Origin of the sequence: Azospirillum argentinense (assembly GCF_000632475.1) — a bacterium.
In the GTDB taxonomy this organism is placed as follows: Bacteria; Pseudomonadota; Alphaproteobacteria; order Azospirillales; family Azospirillaceae; genus Azospirillum; species Azospirillum baldaniorum.
On record NZ_CP007794.1, the window covers coordinates 369,256 to 384,971 of the forward strand.

Genomic DNA, 15,716 nt, shown 5'->3' on the forward strand with positions numbered 1-15,716 from the left:
CATCACGGACCCCTTCGCATGAGCTCGCTTCTCCACATCAACCCGGTCAGCCTGATCGGCACCGGCCGCGTCGGCCTGTTGCAGGGCTCGGCCGCCTACAACGTCTCCCGCTACCCCTGGGCCTACGCCTACTGGAAGAAGCAGCAGCAGGTCCACTGGATGGGCGAGGAGGTGCCGCTGGGCGAGGACATCAAGGACTGGACCTCTGACCGCGTCACTGACGGCGAACGCAACCTGCTGACCCAGATCTTCCGCTTCTTCACCCAGAGCGACGTGGAGGTCAGCGACAATTACCTGAAGCGCTACATGCCGATCTTCCAGCCGCTGGAAGTGCAGATGATGATGGCCGCCTTCACCAACATGGAGACGGTGCACATCGACGCCTACGCCCTGCTGCTGACCACCATTGGGATGCCGGAGACCGAGTTCGCCGCCTTCCGCGACTATGCGGAGATGCGCGACAAGGCCGACTACATGCACAGCTTCGGCGTCGGCACGGTGGCCGACGTGTCGCGCACCCTGGCGATGTTCGGCGCCTTCACCGAAGGGATGGCCCTGTTCGCCAGCTTCGCCATGCTGCTGAACTTCCCGCGCCACAACAAGATGAAGGGGATGGGCCAGATCGTCACCTGGTCGGTGCGCGACGAGAGCCTGCACTGCGAGGGCATCATCCGGCTGTTCCACGAATGGAACCGCGAGACCGGCGCGATGACGCCCGCGGTGCGCGACGACATCCTGGACGTCTGCCGCACCATGGTCGGGCTGGAGGAGCGCTTCATCGACCTGGCCTTCGGGCTGGGCGCGGTGGAGGGCATGACGCCCGAGGACATCCGCGCCTATGTCCACTACATCGCCGACTGGCGGCTGACGCAGCTTCGGCTGCCGACGCTCTACGGCTATTTCAAGCCGGTGGACGGCGGCTACGAGCCGGCGAAGCCGCACCCGCTGCCCTGGCTGGTGGAGATCCTGAACGGGGTCGAGCACGCCAACTTCTTCGAGCAGCGCGCCACCGAATATTCCAAGGGTGCGACCAGCGGCCAGTGGGACGGGGCGGATGGCGTCTGGGCCGCCTTCGACCGTCTGCAAGCGCCCGGCACGGCGACGCCCTGAAGTCGGTGGAGCGCGCCGACATCCGGACGCGGTCTTCGCAAATTTTGCCAATTTGCAAGTTCCCCTCGGCAAATCTCCACCTTTTCAGCCATTCCCGGCGCGGGGTTCCGTTCCGATGATGCGCGTGTCGGTAGACGACGGGTCGGACAGGCCTGCCGTCCGCCGACAGGCAGATCTCGAACAGGGAACCACCCGATGTCCATGACCGCGCCCGAGACGGCAGCGCTTCCCCCCTTCAAGCCCAAGAAATCCGTGGCCCTTTCGGGTGTCACCGCCGGCAACACCGCGCTCTGCACCGTCGGCAAGTCCGGCAACGATCTGCATTACCGGGGTTACGACATCCTCGACATCGCCGAGCGCTGCGAGTTCGAGGAGGTGGCGTATCTGCTGGTGCATGGCAAGCTGCCGACCTTCGCCGAGTTGAAGGCCTACAAGGCCAAGCTCAAATCGCTGCGCGGCCTGCCGACCAACGTCAAACAGGCGCTGGAATGCCTGCCGGCCTCGGCCCACCCGATGGACGTGATGCGTACCGGCGTGTCGGCGCTGGGCTGCGCGCTGCCGGAAAAGGACGATCACAACGTCCCCGGCGCCCGCGACATCGCCGACCGCCTGATGGCCTCGCTGGGCTCCATGCTGCTCTACTGGTACCACTGGTCGAGCAACGGCCGACGCATCGAGGTCGAAACCGACGACGAGTCCATCGGAGCCCACTTCCTGCATCTGCTGCACGGCCGCAAGCCGTCGGCGCTGTGGGAGCGGGCCATGCACACCTCGCTGATCCTCTACGCCGAGCACGAGTTCAACGCCTCGACCTTCACCGGGCGGGTCATCGCCGGCACGGGTTCCGACCTGTACTCGGCGATCACCGGCGCCATCGGCGCCTTGCGCGGGCCGAAACACGGCGGCGCCAACGAGGTCGCCTTCGAGATCCAGAAGCGCTACGACACCCCCGACGAGGCGGAGGCCGACATCCGCCGCCGTGTCGAGAGCAAGGAGGTGGTGATCGGCTTCGGCCACCCGGTCTACACCGTTTCCGATCCGCGCAACGACGTCATCAAGGGCGTCGCCCACAAGCTGTCGGTGGACGCCGGGTCGACCCGGATGTTCGACATCGCCGCCCGGCTCGAAGCCGTGATGTGGGACGTCAAGCGGATGTTCCCCAACCTCGATTGGTTCAGCGCCGTCAGCTATCACATGATGGGTGTGCCGACGGCCATGTTCACGCCGTTGTTCGTCATCGCCCGCACGTCGGGCTGGGCCGCCCACATCATCGAACAGCGCATCGACAACAAGATCATCCGCCCCAGCGCCAACTATGTCGGGCCGGACGATCGCGTTTTCGTGGCCATCGACCAGCGCCAGTGAGGACGCGCCATGAACACCGCCCACCGCAAGCCGCTGCCGGGAACGCCGCTCGACCACTTCGACGCCCGTGCCGCCGTGAACGCCCTCCGTCCGGGGGCCTGGGACGGGTTGCCCTACGTGTCGCGCGTCCTGGCCGAGCAACTGGTGCGCCGCTGCGACCCGGCGCTGCTCGACGACGCCCTGCAGCAGCTCGTCGAACGCCGGCGCGACCGCGATTTCCCCTGGTACCCGGCCCGCGTCGTCTGCCACGACATCCTCGGCCAGACCGCCCTGGTCGATCTGGCCGGCCTGCGCGACGCCATTGCCGAGCAGGGCGGCGACCCGGCCAAGATCAACCCGGTGGTGCCGACGCAGCTCATCGTCGATCATTCGCTGGCCGTCGAGTATGGCGGCGATGACCCGCAGGCGTTCGAGAAGAACCGTGCCGTCGAAGACCGCCGCAACGAGGACCGTTTCCATTTCATCGACTGGACCAGACGCGCCTTCGAGAACGTCGATGTGATCCCGGCCGGCAACGGCATCATGCACCAGATCAACCTTGAGACGATGTCGCCGGTGATCCAGGTCCGTGACGGGGTGGCCTTTCCCGACACCTGCGTCGGCACCGACAGCCACACCCCGCACGTCGACGCCCTGGGCGTCATCGGCATCGGCGTCGGCGGGCTCGAGGCCGAAACGGTGATGCTCGGCCGCGCCTCGATGATGCGGCTGCCGGACATCGTCGGCGTCCGCCTGACCGGCGCGCGCCAGCCCGGCATCACCGCGACCGACATCGTGCTGGCCCTCACCGCGTTCCTGCGTGAACAGCGCGTGGTCGGCGCCTGGATCGAGTTCTTCGGCGAGGGCGCCGCCGGCCTGTCCGTCGGGGACCGGGCGACGATCTCCAACATGTGCCCGGAATACGGGGCCACCGCGGCGCTGTTCCACATCGACCAGCAGACCATCGACTATCTGAGGCTGACCGGCCGCGCGCCGGAGCAGGTGGCTTTGGTCGAGACCTACGCCAAGACCCTTGGCCTCTGGGCCGACGCGCTGCGGACCGCCGAGTACGAGCGCGTGCTGGCGTTCGATCTGGCCAGCGTCGAACGGACCATGGCCGGCCCGTCCAACCCGCACCGGCGTCTGCCGACCGCGGCGCTGAAGGAGCGCGGCATCGCCGTCGGTCTCGACACGGCGCAGGAGGAGGAGCGCGCCGGCCTGCTGCCGGATGGTGCAGTGGTCATCGCGGCCATCACCAGCTGCACCAACACGTCAAACCCGCGCAACGTGGTGGCGGCCGGCCTCCTGGCGAAGAAGGCCAACGCGCTGGGGCTGGTCCGCAAGCCTTGGGTCAAGACCTCCTTCGCGCCGGGGTCCAAGGTCGCCCGGCTGTACCTGGAGGAGGCCGGCCTGCTGGCCGAGCTGGAGACGCTCGGCTTCGGCATCGTCGCCTACGCCTGCACCACCTGCAACGGCATGTCCGGCGCGCTCGACCCGGCGATCCAGCGGGAGATCGTCGACCGCGATCTGTACGCGACCGCCGTCCTGTCCGGAAACCGCAACTTCGACGGCCGCATCCACCCCCACGCCAAGCAGGCGTTCCTCGCCTCGCCGCCGCTGGTCGTCGCCTACGCCATCGCCGGCACCGTGCGTTTCGACATCGAGCGGGACGCCCTGGGCGTGGACCGGGACGGCAAGCCGATCACGTTGAAGGACCTGTGGCCGTCCGACGCGGAGATCGATGCCATCGTCGCCTCCTGTGTCCGGCCCGAGCAGTTCCGCGCGGTGTACGATCCGATGTTCGCGGCGAACCGCGACGGTGTTGAAAAGACCAGCCCGCTCTACGACTGGCGCCCGGCGTCCACCTACATCCGCCGGCCGCCCTATTGGGACACCGAAGGGGTGGGCGCTTTGGCCGCCACCCCGCGCACCCTCACCGGCATGCGCCCGCTGGCGGTGCTGCCGGACAACATCACCACCGACCACCTGTCGCCGTCGAACGCCATCCTCGCCAATTCGGCGGCGGGTGAATATCTGGCGCGGATGGGGCTGCCGGAAGAGGATTTCAACTCCTACGCCACCCACCGCGGCGACCATCTGACCGCCCTGCGCGCCACCTTCGCCAACCCGCAGCTGGTCAATGAAATGGCCGTGGTGGAGGGGGCGGTGAGGAAGGGCTCGCTGACCCGTTTGGAACCCGACGGCACGGTCATGCGCATGTGGGAGGCCATCGAGACCTACCTGGAGCGCCGGCAGCCGCTGATCGTCGTCGCCGGAGCCGACTACGGCCAGGGGTCGAGCCGCGACTGGGCCGCCAAGGGTGTGCGTCTGGCCGGCGTCGAGGCCATCGTCGCCGAGGGCTTCGAGCGCATCCACCGCACCAACCTGATCGGCATGGGGGTGCTGCCGCTGGAGTTCAAGCCGGGCACGACGCGGCTGACGCTGGGCCTGGACGGCAGCGAGACCTACGATGTGACCGGCGAACGCCGGCCGCGCACCGACCTGACCCTGGTCGTCCATCGCCGCGACGGTGAAACCTTGCGGGTTCCGGTGACATGCCGCCTCGACACCGCCGAGGAGGTGTCGATCCATGAGGCCGGAGGCGTGCTGCAACGGTTCGCGCAGGATTTCCTGGCCTCGGAAAGCGCGCAGAAAGGAGCCGCCTGATGGCCTTCGCACCGCAAATCCGCATTCCCGCCACCTATATGCGCGGCGGCACCAGCAAGGGGGTGTTCTTCCGCCTCGACGATCTGCCGGAGCGCTGCCGCGTGCCGGGCGAGGCGCGCGACCGGCTGTTCCTGCGGGTGATCGGCAGCCCCGACCCCTACGCCAAGCACATCGACGGCATGGGCGGCGCCAGCTCCAGCACCAGCAAGTGCGTCATCCTGTCGAAGAGCGCGCGCCCTGGCCACGACGTCGATTACCTGTACGGGCAGGTCGCCATCGACGCCGCCTTCGTTGACTGGTCGGGCAATTGCGGCAACCTGTCCACCGCGGCGGGCGCCTTCGCCATCCACGCCGGGCTGGTCGATCCGGCGCGCGTTCCGGAGAACGGCGTCTGCACGGTGCGCATTTGGCAGGCCAACATCGGCAAGACCATCATCGCCCATGTGCCGGTCACTGCCGGGCAGGTCCAGGAAACCGGCAGTTTCGCGCTGGATGGCGTGACCTTCCCGGCGGCCGAGATCGTGCTGGAGTTCATCGACCCCGCCGACGAGGGAGAGAGCGAGGGCGGCGGGTCGATGCTCCCGACCGGCAATCCGATCGACGACCTCGACGTCCCGGACTCCCTCGTCCCCGGTGGCCGGCTGAAGGCGACGCTGATCAATGCCGGCATCCCGACGATCTTCATCGATGCCGCCGACCTCGGCTATCGCGGCACCGAATCGCAGGCCGCGATCAACGGCGATGCCACGGCTCTCGCCCGCTTCGAGGCGCTGCGCACCATTGGCGCGCTCCGCATGGGACTGATCCGGGAACCGGGTGAGGCCGCAAGGCGCCAGCACACGCCGAAGATCGCCTTCGTCGCCCCGCCCGACGCCTACACCGCGTCCAGCGGAAAGCGGGTGGAGGCCGGCGACATCGACCTGCTGGTGCGGGCCTTGTCCATGGGCAAGCTGCACCACGCGATGATGGGAACGGCGTCGGTCGCCATCGCCGCCGCCGCCGCGGTGCCCGGCACGCTGGTCAACCGGGCGGCCGGTGGCGGCACGCGCAACGCGGTCCGCTTCGGCCACCCGTCCGGCACGCTGCGCGTCGGTGCCGAGGCGGCGCTGGTGGACGGCCGATGGACCGTCACCAAGGCGATCATGAGCCGCAGCGCCCGTGTGCTGATGGAAGGCTGGGTGTGTGTGCCCGCCGATTCGTTTTGAACCCCAACGTTCGAAATTCCAAGGAAACGCCATGTCCACCCGCAAGTCGCTCAAGACCCTCGTCGAAGCCCGCCGCGGCGCCATCGTTCCCGGCGCCTTCAACGCCCTGTCCGCCAAGGTGGTGGAGGATCTGGGATTCGAGGCCATCTACATCACCGGCGCCGGCGTGACCAACATGTGGTTCGGCATGCCCGACCAGGGCTTCATGGGGCTGGCCGAGATCGCCGACCACACGGCGCGCATCCGCGACGCGGTGAGCGTTCCTCTGATCGTCGACGCCGACACCGGCTTCGGCAACGCGCTCAACGTCTACCACACCGTCCGCACGCTGGAGCGCGCGGGCGCCGACTGCATCCAGCTCGAAGATCAGGTGGCGCCCAAGCGCTGCGGCCATTTCTCCGGCAAGGACGTGATCTCCACCGAGGAGGCGGTGAGCAAGATCAAGGCCGCGGCCGATGCCCGCCGCGACGCGGATCTCCTGATCATGGCGCGCACCGACGCCGCCGCCGTGCACGGTTTCGAGGCGGCCGTCGAGCGCGCCCAGCGCTTCGCCGAGGCCGGCGCCGACATCCTCTTTGTCGAGGCCGTGACGACGGCCGACGACATCCGCGCTCTGCCGCGTCGTTTGGAAAAGCCGCAATTGATGAACATGGTGATCGGCGGCCGGACGCCGATCGTCAATGCGACCGAACTGGCGGAACTTGGCTATGGCATCGTCCTCTATGCCAACGCCGCCTTGCAGGGTGCCGTGGCAGGCATGCAGAAGGCGCTGACCGTGCTGCGCGACGACAAGGAGGTCAAGGAGTCGAGTGGCCTCGTCACGCCGTTCGCCGAGCGCCAGCGTCTGGTTGGCAAGCCCGAGTGGGATGCTCTCGAAAAGATCTACAGCTGATCCGTCGCCGGTGCGATGGATGAGGTGGAGTTGGTGCTAAATCTGCCGCACCAACTGGGATGGTCCTGCTGTGTGAGCGGCCGTACATTCAGCCTCAGGAACGCATGGCCAACTCCGTGCAACAGGTGGGCCGATGCAACGTGCATGCTTTAACTCCCATTATGGACGGACTCGGCCAGGACATTCCAGAGGTCTGGGAGCAGCACCATCCTTCGCTGATGAGGGCTTGCCGTGCCACTTGTGCTTTCCTTCATTAACCCTTGCCGACAAACGTTTCTGGAAAGGCCCCCCTGCACGGTGCGCCGCTCCGAACCGTGCAGGCTGACAGAAAGCACCTCTGATCGATCGGACCGTCAGAAGGTCATGGAGAAGGCCAGTTCGGCCGAGCGCGGTCGGCCCAACTTCCAGCTCGTCGTTCCACTGGCCACCGCGTAGACCTCGTCGAACAGGTTGAAGGCGCGCAGGCTGAGCTTGGTGTTGTCGGTGGGCCGGTAATCCAGGCCGGCGTTGACCACTGTATAGGCGGGCCGCGTGACGGTGTTGGCGACGTCGGCGTAGGTCTTGCCGATATACTGCACGCCGGCCCGCGCCTCCCAGCCCGGCAGGAAGGCCCAGCTTGCCCAGGCATTGGCGGTGTGTTCCGGCACGCCGAGCGGCACGTTTGCGGCGTAGGACACCGCGCGGCCTGACACCGTCTGGATGAAGTCGTCGTACTTCGTCCGCAGCAGCGCGCCGTTCACGTCCCCCCGCACCCCCTCCCACAGGCCAAGCGACAGGGACGCCTCCAGTCCACGTGACGACTGCTGGCCGACCTGCACGGTGATCCCCGGCCGGTTCGGATCGGTGGTCAGCAGCTTGTTCTTGACGATGTGGTAGGCGGCGAGCGTCCATTCGCCGCGTCCCTCCAGGAAGGACTGCTTGACGCCCACTTCGATCTGGCGGCCGGTAAACAGGTCGAAATCCCTCTGGGCAGGGGACAGCGAGATCAGATTGCCGACCGGATCGACCGCCGTGGCGTAGTCCGCCGACCAGCGCGAGGCGGTCGGTCACCGACAGCCGATCCTCCAGGAACAGCGCGTACTGGTCGGTCTTCGACCGGAGCCGCGCTGTGGTGCCGGCGAGGTTGACGAACAGGCCGGGCGAGGGGTCGAAGGGATCGACGCTGCTGGTTCCTCTATAGGGCGAATTCCTGCTGTTCTGGAAGTGATCCGGTTGACGTCGAAGCCGCCGACCAACTCGTTCCTCATGCCAAACAGCTGGCTGCGCCACGTCGCGTCGAAGCGGTCGCCGACCTGTCGCTGGTCGTGATAGATCTCGATGTAGCTGCTGCGGTTGACCCGCCGCGTGGCGGCGTTCCAGGCGTAGCTCTCCACATTCTTCCAGTGCCGATGGCTCGTCAGGTGATATGCAGTGATGCGCAGGGTGAGGGCGTCCGACACTGCCCATTCTGTCTCGAGTTGGGTCCAGTTGTCGCGGTAGCGGATCGCGCTGTCGACCACGTTGAAATTTCGGTGCCGCAGCGCGCGGTCGAGGCTGCCGTTAATGAGCGGCTTCCCGAAGTACTTAGTGTGTGTGGTAGTGTGGGTCTGGGATATTATTTGCCCTCATTGGCAACGGTTGCTGTTCAGATCAACATCGATATCCCACGTCTGTTCACAGCGTGGACCGCCTAACGGTCTACGCTGCTTCGATGCCATAAGGGTGTTATTGCTTAACCTCCAAATTCTTTTGCATCTTCTCGATGATCTGGTCGACCGTAAAGCTCGCTGCACGCTGCCGCGGTGGGAATTCCCGGAATGTTTCCAGAAATTTCCCAACCTCCGTCTGCGCGGCAAAGATGATGTATGGCTGGGATACGAACCAATCATAGTAGGTGTTGGAGGTGATGTCCGCCCGCTCATACGGGTCGGCGCGCAGGTCGAACAGCTTGGGCAGACGCAACGTCGTGAACGGCTCGGCCCAGATGCGCATGGTTCCCGGCGCTCGCTGCTCGGAGAACACGATCTTCCAGTTCTCGAACCTCATGGCAACCAGATCGCCGTCATCGTCGAAATAGAAGAACTCCCTTCTGGCGCCACGGTCCTGCTGGCCAAGCAGGTGTGGGAGCTGGTTGTAGCCATCGAGATGGACTTTGAAGGTTTTGCCGCCGGCACCGTGTCCTTTCAGCAGCTTGTCCTTGACGTCCGTATCCCCGGCGGCGGCCATGAAGGTTGGAACCCAGTCCAGGCCACTGACGATCTCGTTCGATACGGTCCCCGCTCGGATTTTCCCAGGCCAACGGATCATGCAGGGCACACGGAAGGCCCCCTCCCAATTCGTGTCCTTCTCGCTGCGAAAGGGGGTCATGGCACTGTCGGGCCAAGCGTTCATGTGCGGCCCGTTGTCCGTCGTGTAGAGCACGATGGTGTTGTCGGTGATTCCGAGGTCGTCGAGTTTCTTGAGCAGCAACCCGATGTGACCGTCGTGCTCGACCATGCCGTCCGCGTATTCGGTCCGGGCGGTCAAGCCGGGTGGGCTGCGGTGCTCCTCACGCACATGCGTTCGGAAATGCATGCGGGTGCTGTTGAACCAGCAGAAGAAGGGCTTGTTTGCCTTGACCTGCCGGTCGATGAAATCCATCGCCGCGGCCGAGGTCTCGTCGTCGATCGTCTCCATCCGCTTCTTTGTGAGCGGGCCGGTGTCCTCGATCTTGCCGTCGGCGGATGCCTTGAGCACGCCGCGCGGACCAAACCGCTTGCGGAATTCGGGGTCCCGCGGGTAGGTGCGCTGTTCCGGTTCCTCTTCCGCGTTCAGGTGGTAGAGATTGCCGAAGAACTCATCGAAGCCGTGGTTGGTCGGCAGAAATTCGTCGCGGTCCCCCAGATGGTTCTTCCCGAATTGGCCGGTCGCGTAGCCGAGGGGCTTGAGCAGTTCGGCGAGGGTGGCGTCCTCCTTCTGCAGGCCCACCGTGGCTCCTGGCACGCCGACCTTGGACAGGCCGGTGCGCAGCGTCGATTGCCCGGTGATGAAGGACGACCGCCCCGCGGTGCAGCTCTGCTCCGCATAGTAGTCGGTGAACATCATGCCTTCGCGGGCGATGCGGTCGATGTTCGGAGTCCGGTAGCCCATCAGGCCGAAGGTGTAGGCGCTGATGTTCGATTGCCCGACATCGTCGCCGAAGATCACCAGAATGTTGGGATGGGCGCCGGACGGCTGGGCTTGCGGCTGCCCCGGCTGTGGTTGGGGCTGGGCTTGCTGAGCTTTGGCGGAACCGATCAGGGCCGCGGGGTCGAGGGCGGATGCCGCGGCGAGGGTCGTCCCCGTCAGCAGCATGTTGCGGCGGCTGAGGACCCTTGGTTTTGGCTGCTCATCATCGTGGTTTGCGGAACCGCTCACATTTCCCTCCCTTTTCGGATGATGCACCGGAACCCGATGTGGGACATGGCGCTGTCGATCATCTGCGGCTGACGGGCCGCGGGCCGGTACCGCTCGCAATAGCTAGGGGCGCACAGGAACGAGCCCCCTTTCACCACCTTGCGCGGAATGCGGATGTTGGGCTGGGCCGGGTCGAGGCTGCTCTCCCGCGGGGCGCCGCGTGGGTTGCTCGGAATGCAGCAGGGCTTGCCCGCGTCGGCCGGATGCCGGGCGCTGTACCAGTCGCAAGTCCATTCCCACACATTGCCCGCCATGTCGAACAGGCCGTAGCCGTTGGCGGGATAGGAACCGACCGGAGCGGTGCGCTCGAACCCGTCGGACACCTGATTTTGCCAAGGAAACTGCCCTTGCCACGTGTTGGCCATGTAACGGCCGCCCGGCGTGAACTCGTCGCCCCAGCAATAGATCGTGCCGTCCAGGCCGCCACGCGCCGCGAACTCCCATTCGGCCTCCGTGGGCAGCGTCTTCCCGGCCCAGCGGGCATAGGCCTCGGCATCATCGTACGCGACGTGGACGACCGGATGGTCCAAGCGGTCGTCGATGCCGCTGCCCGGCCCTTCCGGATTGCGCCAGTTCGCCCCTGGCACATACGACCACCAGTTGGCGAGGTTCCGGAGGTCGACGGGGCGGCTCGCCTTGTGGAACACCAGGGCTCCGGGTTGCAGCATGCCGGGCAAGGCGCCCGGATAATCCGCCGGGTCGAGCGGGCGCTCGGCGACCGTGACATAACACGTGGCCGCGACGAAGCGCCGGAACTGTTCGTTGGTCACGGCAACGGCGTCCATCCAGAAGCCATCGACGGCGACGCGGTGGGTGGGGCTTTCTTCCCGGTAATGCCGATCGGACCCCATCCGAAAGGTGCCTCCGGGAATCCAGACCATTCCCTGGTCCTGAAGGTGATCCTGGCCCTGGTCCAGGGGCGTGGCTGGCTTCGGGCAGCACGCTGGCGCACCGGTGCTCATGGCTGACGTGTCATCCTCGTTCAAGGAATGGCGTTCGCAGGTCGACGCAACGGAAGCTGCAAAGCACCGGTCTCGCTGGCCCCCGACAACCGCGCCGATCGAGGCGTGGGCGGCTTCGCCAGAAGCGTGGTGCGGTGGTTGTGTTGCGGCAATCCTCGGCGGGGTAACTTACACGTAACGTTGAAGGGCATTGCGAGCCCCGCTCACCCCCGCAACCTGGTCGGCTCTCGCGTGTGCGGCTGCGGCTTGCTGCATTCCAGCATCGGTGGAGCGTCATCGAGGAGTGACCGGCATCCATCCATCGGATGGATCGTAGGCCCAGATGGACTGCGCAACCGCCACCGTGTCATTCCCCAGATCCTTTTGCAGAACATGGCCGTCCCGGCCGACCTGGAAACTCATGATGCCGTTTTCTCCGTAGTCGGATGGCCAAGCCAGGATGGCGAACCCCTTCTCAAGACGGTCGTTGACCAGATAGCTCATCGCTCCGCCCGGAGCGCCCGGCCCCTGCGCCGTCAGAATGCGGAACCAGTACCCACGGTACGGATCGCCGGGCCGCCGGCCCTCCAGAAAGGCACGCTGCCTTTCGACAAAGGCCGACAACGGGCTCGCGTGCGTGGCCTCGGTTCCGTTTCCAGCGGCTTTGCTATGGCCGGCTTGCGCGGGCCACCACAGCCCATCGGTGCTGCCCGGCGTGCTCTGGATGTAGCGCGCATAGGCGGCTGGGCGGCCTCCCGCTTTCGACCGCTCCATGTAATCCCGCTGAGCCTGGACGAAGGCGTGCAAAGCCGCGATGGCGTCCAGTTCGTCGGCGCCGATCCGGCGCACGAATATCTCTTCTTCGCCGGCGGGCGTGTCGAAGAACCACCGCGGGCCGATGCGCACGAGCGGTATCGGGAAGGGCCAGTTCTGGTGCCCAAGAAGAATGCCAGCCACGTTGCCCTCTTCCTGCAGGCGCATTCCTTCCTTCGCGGCGCGCGCCGCGCGTTGCCGATCCACGCGGGCGCTTGCCGGGTCGGGGCCTTCGACAAGGTCGGCATTGCCTGGGCCGAACATCGCCAACAGGCTTCGCGTGTCGTCCGCGGCAAGGGCGGCCACAAAGGCGTCCGCGGCTTCCCGAGCCGTTGCGAAGCTGCGCTGATCGGCGGACGGTGCAGGTGCTCCCATGGCGGGCGGCGTGGTCTGCGACTGGGCGAAGGCCGCCGCAATGGTGAACATAGCCACGATTGGCGCCAGGATGCCGGCCAGAATTGTTCGTCTCAGGCGGTGCGCTCCAGTCATCGTGATCCTCCGGATGCCGTCGTCGCGAACCGTTCAGCGTCTGTGGAAGCCGCCGTGAAAGCCTCCACCATGGAAACCGCCGCCATGGAATCCCCCAAATCCTCCCGCCCCCTGGAACCCACCCGCTCCCCCAAGGCTCTGGAGACCGCGCAGACTCTGATGCTCCGCAAGCGATCCATGTTCGATGTTGGAGAAGGCGTTGTGTCCGCCGGGATTGAAATGCTCCCCAGCCCCGGCAATGCCGCGGTTGGCCAGCGAGGCGGGCGCCCGGTCCAGACCCGCCGCCCCCTGTGGGCGCTGAGAGAATGCCCGGCGTTCCGGCGTTGCGTTGGCCAGCCCGCGGCGAACCTGCTCGGCGTTCAACGGCGCAACCGCGCGTCCTGCACCGCCCATCCGGTTCACATGGGCCTGCCGTCCCAGCTCGGTGTTGGCCGAATGCCAGCGATTTTCGCGATTTTGCGAAATGCCGTCGATCCGTGCGCGGACATTCTGCGTGTTGATGTTGACGTTGCGGTTGATGTTCACATCGCCATGGTAGATGTCGTGATTGTCCCATGACAGGGCGAAGCCCAAGGCCGTACCGAACACCGCCCCGGTGAAGAAAGCCGCCGCAGGGTCGTAATAATACGGATAAGGCGGTGACCAATAGTAAGGAGGCGGGGCGGCGGGCGGCGTTACATAAACGACCGTCGCGGGGTTGTAGGTCGGCACGTAAATCACCGTGGGGTCAGCCGAGTGCACCACGATGCTTTCCTTCTGCTTGGTCACCGTCTGCTTGTCGTTGGACACCAGATTGCCAGCCGCGTAGGCCTTCTGACGAAAGCTTTGGATCGCATCCATGACTTCGCTCTGCTGTCGCACCACGGCTTCGCCCAACTGCTGGGTCCAATCGAGGTCGTCGTTCATCACCTTGAGAGCATCCGGGTAATTGAGAAGCGCGACGACGCTCGGGTCCCAGCTCTTGGGAGGGCTGACCTTCGGATTGCCGCGGCGCTGCTCAAAGAGCCGTTGTGCTTCGACGACTTGAAGGGGTTGGGTGGAGGCAGGAAGCACGATCGCCAGAAGGTCGTCTGGGTATAGGGCCACCCGGCTCACCAGCGTCTGAAGCTGTGCGCTGCTCAGTTTGGCCGGCTCACTCGGCGGCGATTGTGCCTTGGCGGAAAAAGTGAAGAGAAGCATAAGCATCAGCGATGCGGTGACAACAATCAACTGGCCGCCGCTGGTCAGCCGGTGCAGCCAGGTCCAGGCATTCAATGATGCTCCTCCGTACGCATCGGATGAGCGCACGACGGATAAAGGTACGGGAACCATGGCGCTCTCCTTTTCCGGTCCCAGCCCGCTACAGCGGGCACATGGCGACGCGACGCGCGAGCGCTCACCTGGGAGAGCGGACCTGCGTGGCAGCGGAGCGAAGTAGGCAACCTTTGATGGGTAAGCCGTAACAGAGATGGACCGGACCGTCTTCTCCGAAACAGGTTAGTTACCGTTTCAATCGGGTGGGTGCTGTTTCAGCGTACGGCAAACACGTACAGCAACGGCAATGGAACTTTGCTCGTCATCAGGGCTGCCCCCAGACCACGCATCGCAATGCGCAAACCTACCGAGCCTGCCGGCTCCCACAAACGTTCGCCCCCTCCTGTGCCGACGGGGCCTCTCATAGGTAATAAACGCTCGGCGTTACGGTAAAATGCTTTCTCGTTCAGAAAATTATGCCAGACACCAACCTGAGATGGCGATGCATCAAATTCTCAGTCGGATAGCTATTCCAGAAATCAAAAAATTGTCAGAGAAAATGTAGATTGTTCTAGCGGTGCACATTGACCAAGCTGTGTCTCCGTTAATGGGCTATGTTTACATTAATGGTATGAATTATTGCCCTGAGTTAGCCAAGCTTTTTAGTGAGGTGTGGGCAAAAGGTGAACGGGCCTTAAAGGGCCGTTGCGTGATGCCAATCGGTCAATGCAAGGGGTGGCTCCCTTGTCAGGAGAAGTCAATGGATGACACGTCTCGCGGTTCGCTCGGAAGAGTGAGCAGCGTCTTTGTGGTCTTTGCTGCGTATGCCGCTCTCGCATCGACCTCGACGGCACAGGAGGCTGCAAAGCAGCCCAATGCGCCGAACAGCGGACAGAATGAGGCCAACAACCCATTGACTCCCAAGATCACTTTCAATCTTCAGGATTATTACATTCCCTCTTTCATCAGGGGGCCGGATCAGGACGCCAACCAGCTTCTGTTGCGTGGGTTGGTACCGTCCGACCTGTTCGGCGCTCCACAACTTTTCCGGTTCACGTTGCCCATCGCGACCGCTCCGACGCTTCCCGATGGCTCGGAAACGGGCTTGGGTGACTTGACGCTGATGGATCTTTTCATGTTTCCGGGAAAGGACGTTTCATTCGGCCTCGGTCCGATGCTGGTCGCGCCGACCGCTAGCAGCCGGGTGCTTGGCGCTGGAAAATGGCAAGCGGGGGCGGCAGGCGTTGCGGTCGCACCACAGTCGTGGGGGCTGGTCGGCGGTCTGTTGACCTATCAACAATCCTTCGCAGGCGACGACGATCGGGAAGCGGTCAAGTTGCTGACCGTCCAGCCCATACTCTTCTACAATTTGCCGGACGGGTATTATTTGCGGTCCTCCGCCATCTGGAACTTCGATATCGAGAACGACACACGCTATGCCCCCTTGGGGTTTGGCGTGGGCAAGGTCTGGCAAGTCAGCCGGACCGCATCGGTGAACGCCTATATCGAGCCCCAATACACAGTCCTGCACCATGGGGCGGGCATTCCCCGCTGGCAGGTCTTCGCAGGCCTCAATCTTCAGTTCAGCCTGGGGCAATGAAGGAACAA

The 15,716-nt window shown here is 64.9% G+C and carries 12 protein-coding genes; 6 read left to right on the forward strand and 6 right to left on the reverse strand.

The annotated features are described in order from the left end of the window. Positions 1–18 precede the first annotated feature (18 nt). The 5 genes from ABAZ39_RS15890 to ABAZ39_RS15910 all read left to right on the forward strand — a co-directional run bounded on the left by ABAZ39_RS15890 (position 19) and on the right by ABAZ39_RS15910 (position 7,218). Positions 19–1,110, forward strand: coding sequence for a ribonucleotide-diphosphate reductase subunit beta (locus ABAZ39_RS15890; protein WP_081863090.1), 1,092 nt, complete (start codon positions 19–21; stop codon positions 1,108–1,110). A gap of 201 nt (positions 1,111–1,311) precedes the next feature. Then, on the forward strand, positions 1,312–2,475 hold the full coding sequence (gene prpC, locus ABAZ39_RS15895) for a bifunctional 2-methylcitrate synthase/citrate synthase (protein ID WP_040135308.1): 1,164 nt from the start codon (positions 1,312–1,314) through the stop codon (positions 2,473–2,475). A 9-nt stretch (positions 2,476–2,484) separates the two neighbouring features. Further along, entirely contained in the window at positions 2,485–5,121 is a 2,637-nt protein-coding gene (gene acnD / locus ABAZ39_RS15900) for a Fe/S-dependent 2-methylisocitrate dehydratase AcnD (protein ID WP_040133954.1), read from the forward strand. After that, entirely contained in the window at positions 5,121–6,326 is a 1,206-nt protein-coding gene (prpF, locus tag ABAZ39_RS15905) for a 2-methylaconitate cis-trans isomerase PrpF (RefSeq protein ID WP_014242174.1), read from the forward strand. The genes acnD and prpF overlap by 1 nt, the downstream gene beginning before the upstream one ends. Before the next feature lie 31 nt (positions 6,327–6,357). Further along, the gene (locus ABAZ39_RS15910; protein ID WP_014242175.1) at positions 6,358–7,218 is read left to right on the forward strand and encodes an isocitrate lyase/PEP mutase family protein; all 861 of its coding nucleotides are present in this window, start codon (positions 6,358–6,360) and stop codon (positions 7,216–7,218) included. A 353-nt stretch (positions 7,219–7,571) separates the two neighbouring features. On the opposite strand, the gene ABAZ39_RS36945 is transcribed toward ABAZ39_RS15910, so the two are convergent. The 6 genes from ABAZ39_RS36945 to ABAZ39_RS33080 all read right to left on the reverse strand — a co-directional run bounded on the left by ABAZ39_RS36945 (position 7,572) and on the right by ABAZ39_RS33080 (position 14,186). Then, positions 7,572–8,147 carry a TonB-dependent receptor domain-containing protein gene (locus ABAZ39_RS36945; RefSeq protein WP_247881698.1) on the reverse strand — a complete coding sequence of 192 codons (576 nt, stop codon included), beginning with the start codon at positions 8,145–8,147 and terminating at the stop codon, positions 7,572–7,574. A gap of 117 nt (positions 8,148–8,264) precedes the next feature. Next, complete coding sequence (locus tag ABAZ39_RS36950) at positions 8,265–8,717, reverse strand: hypothetical protein (RefSeq protein ID WP_308217012.1); 453 nt, start codon at positions 8,715–8,717, stop codon at positions 8,265–8,267. 205 nt (positions 8,718–8,922) lie between these two features. After that, positions 8,923–10,530, reverse strand: a complete 1,608-nt coding sequence (locus ABAZ39_RS15920) for an arylsulfatase (protein ID WP_051658167.1) — start codon at positions 10,528–10,530, stop codon at positions 8,923–8,925. 59 nt (positions 10,531–10,589) lie between these two features. Then, positions 10,590–11,513, reverse strand: a complete 924-nt coding sequence (locus tag ABAZ39_RS15925; protein WP_247874771.1) for a formylglycine-generating enzyme family protein — start codon at positions 11,511–11,513, stop codon at positions 10,590–10,592. A gap of 354 nt (positions 11,514–11,867) precedes the next feature. After that, complete coding sequence (locus tag ABAZ39_RS15930) at positions 11,868–12,875, reverse strand: DUF2950 domain-containing protein (RefSeq protein WP_051658169.1); 1,008 nt, start codon at positions 12,873–12,875, stop codon at positions 11,868–11,870. A gap of 33 nt (positions 12,876–12,908) precedes the next feature. Then, on the reverse strand, positions 12,909–14,186 hold the full coding sequence (locus ABAZ39_RS33080; RefSeq protein WP_247881699.1) for a DUF3300 domain-containing protein: 1,278 nt from the start codon (positions 14,184–14,186) through the stop codon (positions 12,909–12,911). 682 nt (positions 14,187–14,868) lie between these two features. Between ABAZ39_RS33080 and ABAZ39_RS15940 the strand changes: the two genes are divergently transcribed. Next, positions 14,869–15,708 (forward strand): hypothetical protein, encoded by an 840-nt coding sequence (locus tag ABAZ39_RS15940; RefSeq protein ID WP_040133956.1) that lies wholly within the window; start codon positions 14,869–14,871, stop codon positions 15,706–15,708. Positions 15,709–15,716 lie beyond the last annotated feature (8 nt).

What these genes read in the sequence shown, in the direction of transcription:
- ABAZ39_RS15890 (WP_081863090.1), top strand. Translation starts at nt 19, where the DNA reads ATGAGCTCGCTTCTCCACATCAACCCGGTCAGCCTGATCGGCACCGGC.
- prpC (WP_040135308.1), top strand. Translation starts at nt 1,312, where the DNA reads ATGACCGCGCCCGAGACGGCAGCGCTTCCCCCCTTCAAGCCCAAGAAA.
- acnD (WP_040133954.1), top strand. Translation starts at nt 2,485, where the DNA reads ATGAACACCGCCCACCGCAAGCCGCTGCCGGGAACGCCGCTCGACCAC.
- prpF (WP_014242174.1), top strand. Translation starts at nt 5,121, where the DNA reads ATGGCCTTCGCACCGCAAATCCGCATTCCCGCCACCTATATGCGCGGC.
- ABAZ39_RS15910 (WP_014242175.1), top strand. Translation starts at nt 6,358, where the DNA reads ATGTCCACCCGCAAGTCGCTCAAGACCCTCGTCGAAGCCCGCCGCGGC.
- ABAZ39_RS15920 (WP_051658167.1), bottom strand. Translation starts at nt 10,530, where the DNA reads ATGCTGCTGACGGGGACGACCCTCGCCGCGGCATCCGCCCTCGACCCC.
- ABAZ39_RS15925 (WP_247874771.1), bottom strand. Translation starts at nt 11,513, where the DNA reads ATGGTCTGGATTCCCGGAGGCACCTTTCGGATGGGGTCCGATCGGCAT.
- ABAZ39_RS15930 (WP_051658169.1), bottom strand. Translation starts at nt 12,875, where the DNA reads ATGACTGGAGCGCACCGCCTGAGACGAACAATTCTGGCCGGCATCCTG.
- ABAZ39_RS33080 (WP_247881699.1), bottom strand. Translation starts at nt 14,186, where the DNA reads ATGGTTCCCGTACCTTTATCCGTCGTGCGCTCATCCGATGCGTACGGA.
- ABAZ39_RS15940 (WP_040133956.1), top strand. Translation starts at nt 14,869, where the DNA reads ATGGATGACACGTCTCGCGGTTCGCTCGGAAGAGTGAGCAGCGTCTTT.